The organism is Streptococcus oricebi (genome assembly GCF_017883985.1).
In the GTDB taxonomy this organism is placed as follows: Bacteria; Bacillota; Bacilli; order Lactobacillales; family Streptococcaceae; genus Streptococcus; species Streptococcus oricebi.
This window is the reverse complement of the sequence record NZ_PRDG01000004.1, coordinates 29,141-44,797: the sequence shown is the minus strand read 5'-3', so window position 1 is coordinate 44,797 and position 15,657 is coordinate 29,141. Positions and strand designations below refer to the sequence as shown.

The 15,657-nt window shown below is 44.9% G+C and carries 13 protein-coding genes; 12 read left to right on the top strand and 1 reads right to left on the bottom strand.

The features are described from left to right. Window positions 1-72: 72 nt before the first annotated feature. From C4K46_RS06910 to C4K46_RS06870, 9 genes are all read left to right on the top strand, one after another. Window positions 73-4,464 (top strand): PolC-type DNA polymerase III, encoded by a 4,392-nt coding sequence (locus C4K46_RS06910; protein ID WP_209628171.1) that lies wholly within the window; start codon window positions 73-75, stop codon window positions 4,462-4,464. A gap of 10 nt (window positions 4,465-4,474) precedes the next feature. Then, window positions 4,475-4,633 carry a hypothetical protein gene (locus tag C4K46_RS06905; protein WP_209628170.1) on the top strand — a complete coding sequence of 53 codons (159 nt, stop codon included), beginning with the start codon at window positions 4,475-4,477 and terminating at the stop codon, window positions 4,631-4,633. A gap of 14 nt (window positions 4,634-4,647) precedes the next feature. Then, window positions 4,648-5,889, top strand: coding sequence for an aminopeptidase (locus C4K46_RS06900; protein WP_209628169.1), 1,242 nt, complete (start codon window positions 4,648-4,650; stop codon window positions 5,887-5,889). A gap of 59 nt (window positions 5,890-5,948) precedes the next feature. Next, entirely contained in the window at window positions 5,949-6,179 is a 231-nt protein-coding gene (locus C4K46_RS06895; protein ID WP_209628168.1) for a GlsB/YeaQ/YmgE family stress response membrane protein, read from the top strand. A 179-nt stretch (window positions 6,180-6,358) separates the two neighbouring features. Beyond that, complete coding sequence (locus C4K46_RS06890) at window positions 6,359-8,404, top strand: BglG family transcription antiterminator (protein WP_209628167.1); 2,046 nt, start codon at window positions 6,359-6,361, stop codon at window positions 8,402-8,404. After that, the gene (locus C4K46_RS06885; RefSeq protein ID WP_209628166.1) at window positions 8,404-8,688 is read left to right on the top strand and encodes a PTS sugar transporter subunit IIB; all 285 of its coding nucleotides are present in this window, start codon (window positions 8,404-8,406) and stop codon (window positions 8,686-8,688) included. Before C4K46_RS06890 ends, C4K46_RS06885 begins: the two co-directional genes overlap by 1 nt. 32 nt (window positions 8,689-8,720) lie before the next feature. Beyond that, window positions 8,721-10,073 carry a PTS ascorbate transporter subunit IIC gene (locus C4K46_RS06880; RefSeq protein WP_209628165.1) on the top strand — a complete coding sequence of 451 codons (1,353 nt, stop codon included), beginning with the start codon at window positions 8,721-8,723 and terminating at the stop codon, window positions 10,071-10,073. Window positions 10,074-10,077: 4 nt separating this feature from the next. Further along, window positions 10,078-10,932 (top strand): transketolase, encoded by an 855-nt coding sequence (locus C4K46_RS06875; RefSeq protein ID WP_209628164.1) that lies wholly within the window; start codon window positions 10,078-10,080, stop codon window positions 10,930-10,932. Then, on the top strand, window positions 10,929-11,861 hold the full coding sequence (locus tag C4K46_RS06870) for a transketolase family protein (protein ID WP_209628163.1): 933 nt from the start codon (window positions 10,929-10,931) through the stop codon (window positions 11,859-11,861). The genes C4K46_RS06875 and C4K46_RS06870 overlap by 4 nt, the downstream gene beginning before the upstream one ends. 76 nt (window positions 11,862-11,937) lie before the next feature. On the opposite strand, the gene def is transcribed toward C4K46_RS06870, so the two are convergent. Continuing rightward, complete coding sequence (gene def / locus C4K46_RS06865; RefSeq protein WP_209628162.1) at window positions 11,938-12,552, bottom strand: peptide deformylase; 615 nt, start codon at window positions 12,550-12,552, stop codon at window positions 11,938-11,940. A 349-nt stretch (window positions 12,553-12,901) separates the two neighbouring features. On the opposite strand from def, the gene C4K46_RS06860 reads away from it, so the two are divergent. Genes C4K46_RS06860 through C4K46_RS06850 form a run of 3 tightly spaced genes read left to right on the top strand, consistent with a single transcriptional unit; the run spans window position 12,902 to window position 15,639 of the window. Further along, entirely contained in the window at window positions 12,902-13,696 is a 795-nt protein-coding gene (locus C4K46_RS06860; RefSeq protein ID WP_209628161.1) for a hypothetical protein, read from the top strand. Beyond that, on the top strand, window positions 13,697-14,746 hold the full coding sequence (locus C4K46_RS06855; protein WP_209628160.1) for a DUF4118 domain-containing protein: 1,050 nt from the start codon (window positions 13,697-13,699) through the stop codon (window positions 14,744-14,746). Then, complete coding sequence (locus C4K46_RS06850) at window positions 14,746-15,639, top strand: hypothetical protein (protein WP_209628159.1); 894 nt, start codon at window positions 14,746-14,748, stop codon at window positions 15,637-15,639. The genes C4K46_RS06855 and C4K46_RS06850 overlap by 1 nt, the downstream gene beginning before the upstream one ends. Window positions 15,640-15,657 lie beyond the last annotated feature (18 nt).

Here is a 15,657-nt window from a genome sequence, read left to right as displayed (position 1 = left end):
TTAGGTGCTGGTTTTGATTTTCAAAGAGTCTGATTTATGATAAAATAGGTTCATATCGTACGAGGAAAAACTATGTCATCTACTTTTGAAATTTTAATGGAACAAATCGCCCTACCGCTTGATTGGCGCCAGTCAAGCGCTCTTTTGGATGCCCAGATTGAAAAAGTGGTCGTCCACAAGCTCAGCCGAATCTGGGAGTTTCATTTTTCTTTTAGGGAAATTCTTCCCCTGGAGCTTTACCACCTGCTCAAGCAGCAGTTGAGAGAAGAGTTTGCCAAGACCGGCAATCAGGCTATTTTTGAGATTCATGTAAAAGAGCCCGACTTTACGGATGAGCTCTTGCAGGCCTACTATCGGGAAGCTTTTGAGGAGGGCCCTTGTGCCAGCCAGGGTTTTAAGAGTATTTACAAGGACTTAAAGGTGCGGGCTCAGGGCTCCGACTTGATTATTGAGGGAGCGGCCAGCATTGATAGCCAGCATTTTCGGAAAAACCATCTGCCTAAACTCAGCAAGGAGCTGACCAAGTTTGGTTTTCCGCTTTTTAACTGCCGGATTGAAACCAAGGAAGAACTGACCAAGGAGCAGGTGGAGGCCTTTCAAGCCAGCAATCAAGAGATTGTCCAGGCCGCTAATGATGAGGCCCTAAAAGCCTTGGAGTCTTTGGAGCGTCAGGCTCCACCGGTCGAGGCCAAGCCTAGTTTTACAGACTTTCAGGCTAGGCGGGCGGCTGCCAAGCCCAAGCTAGACAAGGCTGTGATTACCCCCATGGTTGAGATTGAAACGGAGGAAAATCGGATTGTCTTTGAAGGTCTGGTCTTTGACTTGGAGCAAAAGGTGACCCGGACTGGTCGGGTTTTGCTTAACTTTAAGATGACCGATTACAGTTCTAGTTTTGCCCTGCAAAAATGGCTGAAAAATGAAGAAGAGGCCAAAAAGTTTGCCATGATTAAAAAGGGAGCTTGGTTGCGCGTGCGGGGGAATATCGAGATGAACAATTTCACTCGCTCCCTGACCATGAATGTCCAGGATGTGCAAGAAGTGACCCACTATGAACGCAAAGACCTGATGCCAGAGGGGGAAAAACGGGTCGAATTTCACGCTCATACCAATATGTCTACCATGGACGCCCTGCCAGAAGTAGAGGAGTTAGTAGCCAAGGCTGCCCAGTGGGGGCATAAGGCGCTGGCTATTACTGACCATGGCAATGTCCAGTCCTTCCCCCATGGTTATAAGGCAGCCAAAAAAGCAGGTATCCAGCTTATCTACGGTATGGAGGCAAATATCGTTGAGGATCGGGTGCCCATTACCTACAATGAAGTGGATATGGACTTGAGCGAAGCCACCTATGTGGTCTTTGACGTGGAAACAACCGGGCTATCGGCCGTCTATAATGATTTGATTCAGGTGGCGGCCAGCAAGATGCACAAGGGCAATATCATCGACGAGTTTGATGAATTTATCGACCCGGGCCATCCCTTATCGGCCTTTACGACCGATTTGACCGGGATTACCGATGAGCATGTGCGTGGGGCCAAGCCTCTAGAGCAGGTCCTGAAAGAGTTTCAAGCCTTTTGCCAAGGGGCAGTGCTAGTCGCCCATAATGCCAGCTTTGACGTCGGCTTTATGAATGTCAATTATGAACGCCATGGTCTGGATAAGATTAGCCAGCCAGTTATTGATACCCTGGAATTTGCTCGCAACCTCTATCCAGAATATAAGCGACATGGTTTAGGTCCCTTGACCAAGCGCTTCCAGATTGCCCTCGAGCACCACCATATGGCCAACTACGATGCCGAGGCCACAGGGCGCCTCCTCTTTATCTTCATCAAGGATGTAGCTGAGAAAAAAGGGGTCACCAATCTAAAAGACCTCAATACCGACCTGATTGACAAGGACTCCTACAAGAAAGCCCGAGTCAAACATGCGACCATCTATGTCAAAAATCAAAAGGGCCTGAAAAATATCTTTAAGCTGGTCAGCCTGTCCAGTACCAAGTATTTCGAGGGGGTTCCCCGTATTCCACGAACGGTTTTAGATGCCCATCGTGAGGGGCTTATTTTGGGCTCAGCCTGTGATCAGGGCGAGGTCTTTGACGCGGTGCTCTCCCAAGGGATTGACGCCGCTGTTGAGGTAGCCAAGTACTATGACTTTATCGAAGTCATGCCTCCGACCCTCTATGCTCCCTTGATTGCACGGGAGCAGATTAAGGATGAAGAAGAGATACAAACGGTGATTAAAAACCTGATTGAGGTAGGGCGTAGGCTGGATAAGCCGGTCCTAGCCACAGGAAATGTCCACTATATCGAGCCAGAAGAGGAGATTTATCGGGAAATCATCGTGCGGAGTCTAGGCCAAGGGGCCATGATTAACCGGACCATTGGTCATGGTGAGGCCGCCCAGCCGGCCCCACTTCCCAAGGCTCACTTTCGGACTACCAATGAAATGCTAGATGAATTTGCCTTTTTGGGTCAGGATTTGGCTAGGGACTTGGTCATTACCAATCCCAATGAATTGACTAAAATCTTTGAAGAAATCGAAGTGGTCAAGGGGGACCTCTATACCCCGTTTATCGACCAGGCCGAGGAGACAGTGGCCAAGCTGACCTATGAGAAGGCCTTTGAAATCTATGGTAACCCCCTACCTGATATTGTTGACTTGCGGATTGAAAAGGAGCTGACCTCTATCTTGGGGAATGGCTTTGCCGTGATTTATCTAGCCTCGCAGATGCTGGTAGAGCGCTCTAATGAGCGCGGCTACTTGGTTGGTAGCCGGGGTTCCGTCGGATCTAGTTTTGTCGCGACCATGATTGGGATTACCGAGGTGAACCCTCTAGCCCCCCACTATGTCTGCGGCAACTGCCAACATAGCGAATTTGTCACCGACGGATCCTATGGTTCTGGTTTTGATATGCCGGATAAGGCTTGTCCTGAATGTGGGCACAAGCTGAACAAGAACGGTCAGGACATTCCCTTTGAGACCTTCCTTGGTTTTGACGGAGACAAGGTGCCGGATATTGATTTGAACTTTTCTGGTGAAGACCAGCCTAGCGCCCATTTGGATGTTCGAGATATTTTCGGTAAGGAATACGCCTTTCGGGCCGGAACGGTTGGTACAGTAGCGGACAAGACTGCCTATGGTTTTGTCAAGGGCTATGAACGAGACTATAATAAGTTTTACCGCGATGCGGAAGTGGACCGCCTAGCTCTGGGAGCTGCCGGAGTCAAGCGGACAACCGGCCAGCACCCGGGTGGAATTGTTGTTATCCCTAACTATATGGATGTCTACGATTTCACCCCGGTCCAATACCCGGCTGATGATGTGACTGCTGAATGGCAGACCACCCACTTCAACTTCCATGATATTGATGAGAACGTCCTCAAGCTCGATGTACTGGGTCATGATGATCCAACCATGATTCGCAAACTTCAAGACCTATCAGGTATTGATCCCAATGATATTCCTATGGATGACCCGGATGTTATGGCCCTCTTTTCCGGGACCCAGGTCCTGGGAGTGACTGAGGAGCAGATTGGCACGCCGACCGGTATGCTGGGGATTCCAGAGTTTGGAACCAACTTTGTTCGGGGGATGGTCAATGAAACCCACCCAACCACCTTTGCGGAGCTACTGCAATTATCAGGCCTCTCCCACGGTACCGATGTTTGGCTGGGCAATGCCCAGGACTTGATTAAGCAGGGGATTGCCGACCTGTCAACGGTTATCGGCTGTCGGGACGACATCATGGTTTACCTCATGCACAAGGGCCTGGATCCTAAGATGGCCTTTACCATTATGGAAAGGGTGAGAAAGGGCCTCTGGCTCAAGATTTCTGAGGAAGAGCGCAATGGTTATATTGCAGCCATGAAGGAAAATCAGGTACCCGAATGGTATATCGAGTCCTGTGGGAAAATTAAGTATATGTTCCCCAAGGCCCATGCGGCAGCCTATGTTATGATGGCGCTTAGGGTGGCCTACTTCAAGGTCCACCACCCCATTTACTACTATTGTGCCTACTTCTCTATTCGGGCCAAGGCCTTTGACCTCAAGACCATGGGGTCAGGCTTGGAGGCAGTCAAGCGCAAGATGGAAGAAATTGCCCTTAAGCGTAAAAATAATGAAGCCTCCAAGGTCGAGCAAGACCTCTATACCAGTCTGGAAATTGTCAATGAAATGCTGGAGCGAGGCTTCACCTTTGGCAAGTTAGACCTTTATAAGAGTCATGCGACCGAATTTTTGATTGAGGACAAGCAGCTGATACCCCCATTTTCAGCCATGGACGGCCTAGGAGAAAGTGTCGCTCGTCAGCTAGTCCAAGCGCGTGAGGAGGGAGAGTTCCTTTCTAAGACCGAATTGCGTAAGCGAGGGGGTCTTTCTACCACCCTAGTTGAAAAAATGGACGATATGGGTATTTTAGGGAAGTTGCCAGAGGATAATCAATTAAGTCTATTTGATGATTTATTCTAGGAGGATGAAGATGAGATTAGAAATTTCCTGGACTGACAAAAAAGCCCAACAAGACTTTTACTATGAGCTAACCCTTTCAGGCCAAAAGCTCCTACTAGGTGTGGCAGTTCTGAGTGCAGCCCTTGCCCTAAGTAACCTTGTCCGTCAAGGCAAGAAGAAACAGAAATAGAAAAGAGAGAAGAAATGGTGTTAGAAAATTTCCAAGAGAATTTAGAAAAATATGCAAAATTACTAGTAGCCAACGGCATCAATGTCCAGCCAGGTCATACAGTTGTGCTCAATATTGATGTGGAGCAGGCCCAACTGGCCCGCTTGATTGTAAAAGAAGCCTATGCCCTAGGAGCTCGGGAAGTCGTCCTCCAATGGACGGATGATACCATTGTTCGGGAACGCTTGAGCCACATGCCCCTAGAGGACCTAAAAAATGTCCCTGCTTATAAGGTGGGTGAGATGAACTATTTCTTGGACCACAAGGCTAGTCGCTTGGGCGTGCGTTCATCAGACCCTGATGCCCTCTTTGGAGTGGAGCCAGAAAGATTGGCCAGCGCCAGCAAGGCCACCAGTGCCGCGATGAAGCCAATGCAAATCGCCACCCAGGCCAATAAGGTCTCTTGGACGGTGGCAGCAGCAGCTGGTCGTAAGTGGGCCCAAAAGGTCTTTCCTGAGGCAGGAAGCGAAGAAGAAGCAGTTGATTTGCTTTGGGACCAAATCTTTAAGACCTGTCGGGTCTATGAAGAGGACCCCGTTGCAGCTTGGAAGGCTCACGAGGAGCGTTTGAGCGCTAAGGCCAAAATTCTTAACCAAGCCCAATTTACAGCCCTGCATTACATGGCACCAGGGACGGATTTGACCTTAGGTCTACCCAAAAATCACTATTGGGAAAGTGCGGGTAGTCTCAATGCCCAAGGCGAGTATTTTATCGCCAATATGCCGACCGAAGAGGTCTTTACGGCTCCAGATTTCCGTCGGGCCGACGGTTATGTGACCTCGACCAAGCCCCTGAGCTATAACGGGAACATCATTGAGAACATCAAGGTGACCTTCAAGGATGGACAAATCCTCGAAGTCACAGCAGACAAGGGCCAAGAGGTCATAGAAAAGTTGGTTTTTGAAAATGAGGGAGCCCGTTCTCTGGGTGAGGTGGCCCTAGTGCCAGACCCAAGTCCCATTTCCCAGTCAGGCATTACCTTCTTCAATACCCTTTTTGATGAGAATGCCTCCAACCACTTAGCTATCGGTGCAGCCTATGCAACCAGCGTGGTAGGCGGTGAAAATTTCAGCGAGGAAGAGCTGGCAGCAGCAGGCCTCAATCGCTCCGATGTCCATGTGGACTTTATGATTGGCTCTAGTCAAATGGATGTGGATGGCATCCGTGAGGACGGTAGTCGCGTCCCTATCTTCCGCCAGGGAGATTGGGCCATTTAGGGAAGATAAATAATGAAAAGTAGTAGGATTTCCAGAATATCTGAAATGAGGACAAAAATATGCTTGGAAGTTTACTAGTTGGTTTTATCATCGGTTTGATTGCCGCAGCTATCAGTAATCGCGGAGAAAGAATGGGCTGTTTTGGCAAGACCTTTCTCGGCCTCTTAGGAGCCGGTCTGGGCCAATTTCTCTTTGGGAAATGGGGTCCCGTCCTGCGAGATACAGCCATTATCCCCTCTATTTTAGGGGCTATTATCCTGCTAGCCATTTTTTGGCGAAGGGATAGTTAAGTTTAACAAATAGTTACTTATTGAAAAATTCTAATAGGCCAGTCTATGACTGGCCTATTTTTTATGTTAACTTTATAAGAAGAGTCCAAATGAGAATTAAAAATCAGCTACTTTATTTGGACTCAAAAACACTAGCTTAAACAATAGAAAACGGTTACAATAAAAATGAGGAGGACGAAATGACGGATAATAGAACTATTAGTTTGGTTATGGATTTGTTCAAGTATCGAACAATTAGTCTTTATGAGTTAAGCCTCAATACCGGTGTAGAGAAGGATGTTTTGTTAGAAAGTCTTAAAGAGATTAACCAACTCTTGAGGCAAAATAACCTTCCAGCCATTAACCTAAAAAAGGGAATCTATAGCTTGCCGCTTGAATTAACTAGCCAAGCCAGTCGTGTCTTTGATCTTTTTAGAAGTGAACATATTTATCTGTCGCAAAAAGAGAGAATCTCGATGATTTATCTATATACCTTTTGTAGACGGGATTTTATTTCTAATTTTCATTATCAGGATTTGCTAAGTATGAGTCGCAACACCATCTTGGCAGATATTAAGGAGTTAAAGGCGCTGTGCCAGACTTTTGAACTAGAGTTTAACTACAGCCGGTCCAAGGGTTATTACTTACTCGGTCGGGAAGAAGATAAGCATCGCTTGACGCTTTATGCAATCAATGTCCTGTTACATAGCCCTATCGGTACTTGGGCCTTGGCTTATCTTTTTAAAGCTTGGCAAGAGGTTAATGCTATTCAACAGCTTAAGGATTTGACGCAAAGATTTGTTATTCAGGAAAATATCACAGCCTTAGAGGAACGTTTAGATGTTTACCTTTACTTTTTACAATTTTTCGCAATTCGTTATAAGCGAGTCAAAGTCTTGCCGCAAGCTCCAGTGGCAACCAAGAGTCTAGCAGTACACAAACTGGTGGCTAGCTTGTTAGAGGAAGCCGCAGCGATTTATACGGTCAGTGATTTACAATTAGAAGCGATTGAATATTATTTGGCCAGTATCTTTCAAGGGGCTTTCGAGGGAGAGTTAGCAGAAGTCAGTGATTTTTTTCAAGATTTAACCCTGCAAATCGTAGAGGAGATGGAGCGTCTATCTCTTATAGAATTTCAAGAGCGTTCGGATATGATTTTGGGTTTGCAAAGGCACTTAATCCCAGCTTATTATCGCTTGATGTCTCGAATCGAATGCCCTAGCGACTATACCGAAGTCGTAAAAAAAGAACATGCTGATTTATTCCAGCTAGTTAAAAAAGCCTTGAAACCTTTGGAGAACCATCTAGGCTTCGACATGCCAGATAGTGAGGTCAGCTATTTTGTAATCCATTTTGGTGGTTACTTGGAACGGGAAAAAACGCTCCCTTTTCGCTATAGGGCCTTAATCGTCTGTCCTAATGGTATTAGTTCCTCTCTGATTTTAAAGGAGATGCTCAAGCAACTTTTTCCCAATATTGCTTTTTTGGATACTCAGGGATTGGAAGAATTTCAGCTCTTGCCTAATGGGCACTACGATTTGATTTTTTCAACTATTCCCTTAGAAAATCATAAGCCCGTCTTTGTCGTACCCCAGCTGATGAGCGAACGACAAAAGCGGAATTTGTTTCGCCTAGTCAATGAGCATTTTCCAAATGCGGGTTACTTTCCCTTGGAAATCGAGCAGCTTCTAGAAACAATCAAAAAATATGCTAGTATTCATGAGGAGCAAGATTTGAAATACGAATTGGTTCGTTTTATGAATCGTCAACCATTAGAAAGAAAGGAGAAAGCACCGATGTTAGATGAATTGATAACAAGGAAAACCTATGCCAAGACAGATAAAGTCTTATCTTGGCAGGAAGCGATTGCCCTAGCAGCCCAGCCTCTGCTTGCAATGGATAAGATTGAGGAAACTTATATAAAAGCTATGATTGATAAAGTCCACGAATTTGGGCCTTTTATTGACCTTGGTAAGGGCGTAGCTATTCCTCACGCCAGACCCGATGAGGGGGTCAAGTCGCTAGGCATGTCTATGTTGAGTCTGGAGCAGCCTGTTTATCTCTTGGATGACCCAGCTCATGAAATTCGTTTGTTGATTTGCATTGCAGCCATTGATAATCAGACGCACTTGAAGGCTCTGACGCATTTGACTGCGATTTTACGTGAAAATGAAAACATCAAGCGCTTAGTAGAAGCCAAGGATTTTGATGAGATTGCCGATTTACTTAAAAAGGAGGAAAAATAATGTTAAGAATTGGTACAGCATGTGGTTCAGGTTTAGGCTCCAGTTTTATGGTGCAGATGAATATCGAATCTATCTTAGGTGAACTCGGTGTTAGCGATGTACAAGTCGAGCATTATGATTTAGGTGGTGCCAATCCGAGTGAAGCAGATATTTGGATTGTAGGCCGCGATTTAGCAGATTCTGCTGGCCATCTAGGAGATGTTAGAGTACTTAATAGTATCATTGATATGGACGAATTGAGGGAGTTGATTACCGCGATTTGTCAGGAGAAAGGCCTATTATAATATAGAAGCAAGCAAATGAGGGAGGAAATCTTATGCAAGCTGTGTTGAATTTTTTAATTGATATTGCAAAGACGCCAGCCATTCTGGTTGCTCTGATTGCTGTTTTAGGGCTGACTTTGCAGAAAAAACCAGTCGCCGATATTGTCAAAGGTGGAATTAAAACTTTTGTTGGTTTCTTGGTTGTATCAGGTGGTGCAGGCGTTGTGCAAAATTCCCTGCAACCCTTTGGTAAAATGTTTGAACATGCCTTTAATCTGCAAGGTGTGGTACCTAATAATGAGGCTATCGTAGCTGTAGCCTTGACCAAATACGGTACGGCAACTTCCTTGATTATGTTAATGGGGATGATTTTTAATATTCTCATTGCACGTTTCACTCGTTTTAAATATATTTTTCTAACCGGTCACCATACGCTTTATATGGCTTGTATGTTGGCAGTTATCATGAGTGTGGCAGGTTTTACTTCTTTTGGTTTGATTATTATGGGTGGACTAGCTCTAGGAATTATTATGTCGCTATCACCGGCCTTTGTACAGAAATACATGGTGCAGTTAACCAAAAATGACAAGGTAGCCTTGGGACATTTTAGTTCGCTTGGTTATTGGCTCAGTGGATTTATGGGTGACCTTTTTGGTGATAAGTCTAAATCAACTGAAGACATTAAATTTCCAAAGGGCTTAGCTTTCTTGCGCGACAGTACGGTTAGCATTGCTATTTCTATGTCTGTGATTTACTTGATTGTCGCTCTCTTTGCGGGTGGTGGCTATATTGAAAAAGAGCTAAGCGAAGGAACCAACAGTCTGGTTTATGCTTTACAGTTGGGTGGACAATTTGCCGCAGGAGTATTCATTATCTTGTCTGGTGTTCGTTTGATTTTGGCAGAAATCGTTCCAGCCTTCAAGGGAATTTCCGAGCGTCTCGTTCCAAATTCAAAACCAGCTCTGGACTGCCCGATTGTTTATCCTTACGCACCTAATGCGGTCTTGATTGGTTTTATTTCTAGCTTTGTCGGTGGTTTAGTAAGCATGTTTATCCTTATCGTGACTGGCGGTGTGGTGATTTTACCAGGAGTAGTGCCACATTTCTTCTGTGGTGCAACAGCCGGTGTTATGGGGAATGCCTCTGGTGGTGTTCGCGGAGCAGTTATTGGAGCCTTCATGCAGGGTGTATTGATTAGCTTTTTACCAGTATTTCTCATGCCAGTTTTGGGAAGTCTCGGCTTTGCTGGCTCCACCTTCTCCGATGCCGACTTCGGCTTGACAGGAATTTTCCTTGGCATGTCTGCTAAGCAAGGTGGTGTACTTCTCGTTTGTGTGGCGATTTTCATCGTCTTAACTGCTATGTTTGCCCTCAGTTTTGTTGGAAAAAAGCAGAAAGAAGGATAGAATCATGACAGTGACAGCAGAAAAAATCAAGGAGCTCAAAGACTTTGCTCAGGATATTCGTTATCATACTCTAGCTACCTTAAATCATCTGGGCTTTGGCCATTACGGCGGTAGCCTTTCGATTGTTGAGACCTTGGCTGTTCTCTATGGACAGGTGGCAAAGATTGAGGTTGACAATTTTTCTAGCCAAGACCGTGACCACTTTGTCCTATCTAAAGGGCATGCAGGACCAGCACTATATAGCACGCTTTATCTAAAAGGTTTCTTCGATCATGATTTTCTTTGGTCGATCAACCAAGATAGAACTTGCTTGCCCTCTCACCCCGACAGGAACCTGACGCCAGGAGTTGATATGACAACGGGTTCTCTGGGACAAGGAATCAGTGTGGCAACGGGTCTAGCTTACGGTCAAAAAATTCAAAATCAGCCCTATTATACCTACTGCTTGGTTGGTGACGGAGAGTTAAATGAAGGTCAGTGCTGGGAAGCCATTCAGTTTGCGGCTCATCAAGAACTCAGCCACCTTCTGGTTTTTGTCGATGACAATAAGAAGCAACTAGACGGTCCGACTCAACAGATTTGCCAAACCTTTGATTTTGTTGAAAAGTTTGCAGCTTTTGGCTGGGAAGCTCTACGAGTTGATGGTTCTGATGTTAGGGCTATTGTGATGGCGATAGAGGGTTTACAGGCAAGTAGCTCTCCGAAACCCAAGTGCCTTGTCTTAGACACGGTCAAGGGGCAAGGGCTTCCTTTGTTGGAGCAAATGGCAAACAACCACCACTTGCGTTTAAATCTTGATTTGAAAAAGGAGTTAGAGGAAGCGACAGAAAGTTTGCGGCGGGAGGTGAAAAAGGTATGAGACAGACAAAAGAAATGCGTTTAGTCTATCGTGATTTTCTCATAGAACATAGCGCAGCTGAAGAAAAGTTAGCTGTACTTGAAGCAGATTTATCTAGCTCTATGGCGACCAATCAGTTAGAGAGCGATTTTGGCCAGCGCTATGTAGATGTGGGCATTATGGAGCAGGAGATGATAGGCCTTGCAGCAGGTTTGTCGCTGTTAGGCTACAAGCCCTATGTCCACACTTTTGCCCCCTTTATTAGTCGCCGTGTCTTTGACCAAGTATTTCTATCGCTTGGTTATGCTCAGTTAAACGCTACCTTGGTGGGTTCGGATGTTGGAATTACAGCTGAGATGAATGGTGGAACGCACATGCCTTTTGAAGACTTGGGGCTGATGCGTTTGATACCAGAAGCAAAAATTTTTGAGGTTAGTGATGACATTCAGTTTAAGGCGGTCTTAGAAAGAAGCTTAGAGTTAGAAGGGCTTAAATATATTCGGACAACACGTAAAAGTCCCCAAGCTATCTATCAAGGTCAGGAAGACTTTAGTAGAGGTTACTATCTTTTAAAAGAAGGAAAAGATTTAAACTTGCTGGCGAGCGGTATCATGGTCGAGCAAGCCTTGAGAGCAGCGGAATGTTTGGAGCAGGAGGGAATATCGGTTGGAGTTCTTGATTTGTTTCAGATAAAGCCTCTCCCGCATGACTTGTTGCAACTTCTTGTGGGCAAGCCAGTCATCACTGTCGAAAACCATAATCGAATTGGTGGTCTTGGAAGCAGCATCTGTGAGTTACTAGCGGAAGTAGACAAGACGCCAGTTTACCGCATGGGTATTGATGAGCGTTTTGGACAAGTTGGCCATCTAGATTATTTACTCAAAGACTACGGTTTGAGTCCAGAGCATATTTGTCAAAAAATTAAGCAAGTATTAGCTAAAAATGCTTGACTTCATCAAAAATTATAAAAATGACAAAAAACACCCCCAAGTTCCAGTGAACATTACTGGAGCTTGGGGGTCTTAGTTATTTCAAAAGTAGGAGACCTTCTTTTTGTTCAAAGGGGTCTTTTTCATTGATTCGGTCGTAGAACATGATACCATTGATGTGGTCGATTTCATGCTGGACGACAATAGCTTCATAGCCTTTTAGTTTGATTCTTTTTTTCTGGCCTTCTTTATTCCAATAGTCAACAGTAACGCGGGCGTGGCGGATGACATAGCCTGGAACTTCGCGGTCAACCGATAGGCAGCCTTCGCCATCCATTAGGGCGGCTTCTTGGACAGAGTGGGCGACGACCTTTGGATTATACATGACTTCCCTTAAGGCATAGGCTTCTTGGGGAGGATTGCCATCCGCATCTTCAGGATTGGGAAGGAGGACGGCGATAATACGGCGGGAAACATCCAGCTGGGGTGCAGCCAGTCCGACTCCGGCTCTTAGTCCCATCTTTGGCCCTAGGACGGGATCTTGGGAATTTTTGAGAAATTCCAGCATCTTCTCGCCCAGAATGATATCCTGCTCAGATAAGGGCAAGTCTACTTCCTGAGCGGAGGCTCTAAGGGTAGGATTTCCTTCACGGATAATGTCTTCCATCTTAATTTGGTGGGCTGGTTTGGTTAATTTTTCAATCACAGACATGGTCATCTCCTTTTTCATCTACTGATAAATATAACATAAAATGGAAGAGAAATAAAGAAGGGGACTTTTCCTTAGTCAAAATCCAGAGAAAGATTGGAGTTGTCAGAAAATTACAACACCAAAGCACACAAATCTTATCTTTTTCTTAAAAAATAAGCACAAACTACTTAAAATAAAAGACAATTTAAGGCCTTATGTTCGGGGAAATCTTCGCAATTATGTTGCTTCTTTTACTAAAAAAAGGTATGATAGATACATGGGGATACTTCATAAGAGTAACTTGAAAGTAGCATAAATAAGGCAAGAAAATATCTTGTCTTATTTGAGCGCCATAAGAAGGAGAAATCTATTGAAAACCTTACTGATTGGTAATACTAGCTATATTACCAAAGAATTTATCAACACCGCTTTTCCAAGCAGTTCCGTTTTTATTTTCGGTCCAACAGAATTAAAAACATCAAAGAAATCAAACATTACTGTTTTCTCAACCCATATTCGAGAAAACCTGATTGAAGAAGTTTTTGAGTCTTATGAGTTTGATCAGATAGTTTATCTATCCAACTCCCTGACCTATAAAAACAAGGATGTCGGTGAACTGGAGTACTTGCAGTCGGTCTTAACCTACATCAATGACCATAAGGACTTGAAGTTCATCTATCTGACTGGTCCTGAAACGGAGAACCACGAGCAGGTCATCAGTCGGATGGCTCAGGGGCTCTGTCTCAATTGGGAAAACCACTCATCAGTTAGCGTCAAGGTCCTACAGAGTCCTTATTTCTATTCTGCAACCAATCCGCACGACTATCTCTATCAGATTTTCCAAGCGATTGAGCAGGGAGAAGCCTTGGAATTTCCAGAGCCTAAAAAGCAGATTGCCAACTTCATCAATCTAGATGATGTTGCCGATCTTCTCTATAAGATTCTGGATAGCTGGGAGGCTGGAACAGAGCTTTTGGCTATTGAGAATCCCTTCCAGATTACCTATGAAAACTTTGTCCAGTCGCTAAATGACCTGTCAACCACAGAAGGTTACCACCTGGGCTTTAAGGACATGAGCCAGGAGCAGATTGTTTATGTCAACCGCTATGACCGGGTTATCCGTCACCGCTATGGCTGGCTCATCCGTCATTCGATTGTCGATTAGATGGCTGAACTCTACCGGCTTTATTTGATTCGCCGCCGGGGTAGTCAGTACAAGACCCAATTAAAAGAAGGAATTGCCAAGGCCCGTTCTCATTCACCTTTACGCAAGGTTATCGAGGTTCTTTTGCTCTTTGGTTTTTCAGAAGCCATTCACGCTTTTGCCAATGGTCAGTTGCAATTCCGCTTGATTGACGTCCGCCTCCTCTTCGTTGTTTTGGTAAGTACGGTCTTTGGAGCCTCTTACGGGATTTTGGCGGCTGTGCTTTCGGCCACTGCTCTGGCCCTGGCCAACATTACTGGCGGAACCGACTGGCAGCTCCTCTTTTATAATACGGAACGTTGGATTCCTTTTGTTGCCTACATCTTTGTAGCGACTGTCTGTGGTTTCATCCAAACCAAAAATAAGGATGACAACACTGCCCTAGAAAAGGAAAATGGAGTCCTTAAGGAACAAAATAACTTCCTCCAACAGGCCTATACCAACATTATCCATGATAAGCAACAATTGAAGCGGCAAATTATCGGTAGTCGGGACGGCTCAAGCAAGCTCTTTGCCATTTTTAAGGATCTAGATAAGCTAGGAACAGATGAGGTCTTGGTCTCTGCTGTTAAAACCTTGAAGGACCAATTAGAAACCGACAAGGTGGGGATTTACTTCTTTGAGGGCCATCGTCTCTTGGCCGATTTGGCTCCTGCCCTGGCTCAGGGAAGTGAGCTAAGTCAGCAAGTGGACTTGATGGACTTCCCTAAGATAGCCAAGACCCTTAAGGAGAAGGGTATCTGGGCCAATAAAGAACTGGCTGAAGCCTATCCAGCCTATGCCCTAGGTATTTATATGGAAAATCGTTTGAGCTATATGATTTGGGTTGAAGATGTTCCTTACTCACGCATGAATCTCTACCATACTAATCTCTTAAGGATGGTAGGAGAGTTAACTGAGTCAGCCTTGGTTAAGGCCTACTATTACCAAGCCTACACTGACCAGGAAGAAGAACAACGCCAAAACCTGGAAAATACGATTATTGATTTTGAGACAAGAAGGATTGACTAATGACGATAGAAATGATGATTACCTTAGGCTTGCTTCTTCTTCATCTCATTTTATCCTTGATTAGCTACTTCCTTATTAAGACTAACAAAGTTAATTTACCTCTTTATTACATGGTCTTTGCAGTTGCACTACCTTTTGTAGGTATTCTATTTCTGATGGTGGCGACTGGAGATCAGGCCAAGAATGCCAAGGGTCTGGTCGGGACTGAAGAAGAGGAAGGTCAAGTAGCTGTTGCTTTTGAAGATGATTATAGCAGCAATGCTCAGGAGGACTTGAGTGATTTGATTTCCTTGGAGGATGCCCTTCTTTTGAAGGAAGCGGCCACCTCACGAAAATTACTTTTGGATATCATTGGTCAAGGACCAGAAGAATTTTTAGACCTCCTTTACTTGGCAAGACTGAGTGATGACACAGAAGTGGTCCACTATGCTACAACAGTCATTGCCGAGTTATCCCGTCAATATGACCTGCAGATGATGGATTTGGAAAAAGACTACTTAGCAAATCCAGAAGATCCCCGCTTGCTGGGTGATTACTGCCACCTATTGAAGGATTATTTAGGAAAAAACCTAGTAACCGAGCAGGTAGCCCAGCTGACTAGGGAGGAATATGCTGGACTCCTAGCCAAGATGGTTGAGCAAGAGCCAAGTCTTGAAAACTATATCGCTCTTATCGAAAATGACCTAGAGCTAAAACGGTATAAGGAAGTTGAGAAAAACTTGACCTTAGCCAAGGAGCAGTGGCCAAGAAATGAAAAAATCTGGCTGCTCCAACTAGATTACTACTATCAGATGAAAAAAGGGGAAAAGATAGGAGAATTAGTAAAATCCATTAAGGAAGAAAATATCTATATTTCGGCCGAAAACCGCGCTTTAGTCGAGTTTTGGTCTTGATTTAGATGAGGAATAAAC

What these genes read in the sequence shown, in the direction of transcription:
- C4K46_RS06910 (WP_209628171.1), top strand. Translation starts at nt 73, where the DNA reads ATGTCATCTACTTTTGAAATTTTAATGGAACAAATCGCCCTACCGCTT.
- C4K46_RS06905 (WP_209628170.1), top strand. Translation starts at nt 4,475, where the DNA reads ATGAGATTAGAAATTTCCTGGACTGACAAAAAAGCCCAACAAGACTTT.
- C4K46_RS06900 (WP_209628169.1), top strand. Translation starts at nt 4,648, where the DNA reads ATGGTGTTAGAAAATTTCCAAGAGAATTTAGAAAAATATGCAAAATTA.
- C4K46_RS06895 (WP_209628168.1), top strand. Translation starts at nt 5,949, where the DNA reads ATGCTTGGAAGTTTACTAGTTGGTTTTATCATCGGTTTGATTGCCGCA.
- C4K46_RS06890 (WP_209628167.1), top strand. Translation starts at nt 6,359, where the DNA reads ATGACGGATAATAGAACTATTAGTTTGGTTATGGATTTGTTCAAGTAT.
- C4K46_RS06885 (WP_209628166.1), top strand. Translation starts at nt 8,404, where the DNA reads ATGTTAAGAATTGGTACAGCATGTGGTTCAGGTTTAGGCTCCAGTTTT.
- C4K46_RS06880 (WP_209628165.1), top strand. Translation starts at nt 8,721, where the DNA reads ATGCAAGCTGTGTTGAATTTTTTAATTGATATTGCAAAGACGCCAGCC.
- C4K46_RS06875 (WP_209628164.1), top strand. Translation starts at nt 10,078, where the DNA reads ATGACAGTGACAGCAGAAAAAATCAAGGAGCTCAAAGACTTTGCTCAG.
- C4K46_RS06870 (WP_209628163.1), top strand. Translation starts at nt 10,929, where the DNA reads ATGAGACAGACAAAAGAAATGCGTTTAGTCTATCGTGATTTTCTCATA.
- def (WP_209628162.1), bottom strand. Translation starts at nt 12,552, where the DNA reads ATGTCTGTGATTGAAAAATTAACCAAACCAGCCCACCAAATTAAGATG.
- C4K46_RS06855 (WP_209628160.1), top strand. Translation starts at nt 13,697, where the DNA reads ATGGCTGAACTCTACCGGCTTTATTTGATTCGCCGCCGGGGTAGTCAG.
- C4K46_RS06850 (WP_209628159.1), top strand. Translation starts at nt 14,746, where the DNA reads ATGACGATAGAAATGATGATTACCTTAGGCTTGCTTCTTCTTCATCTC.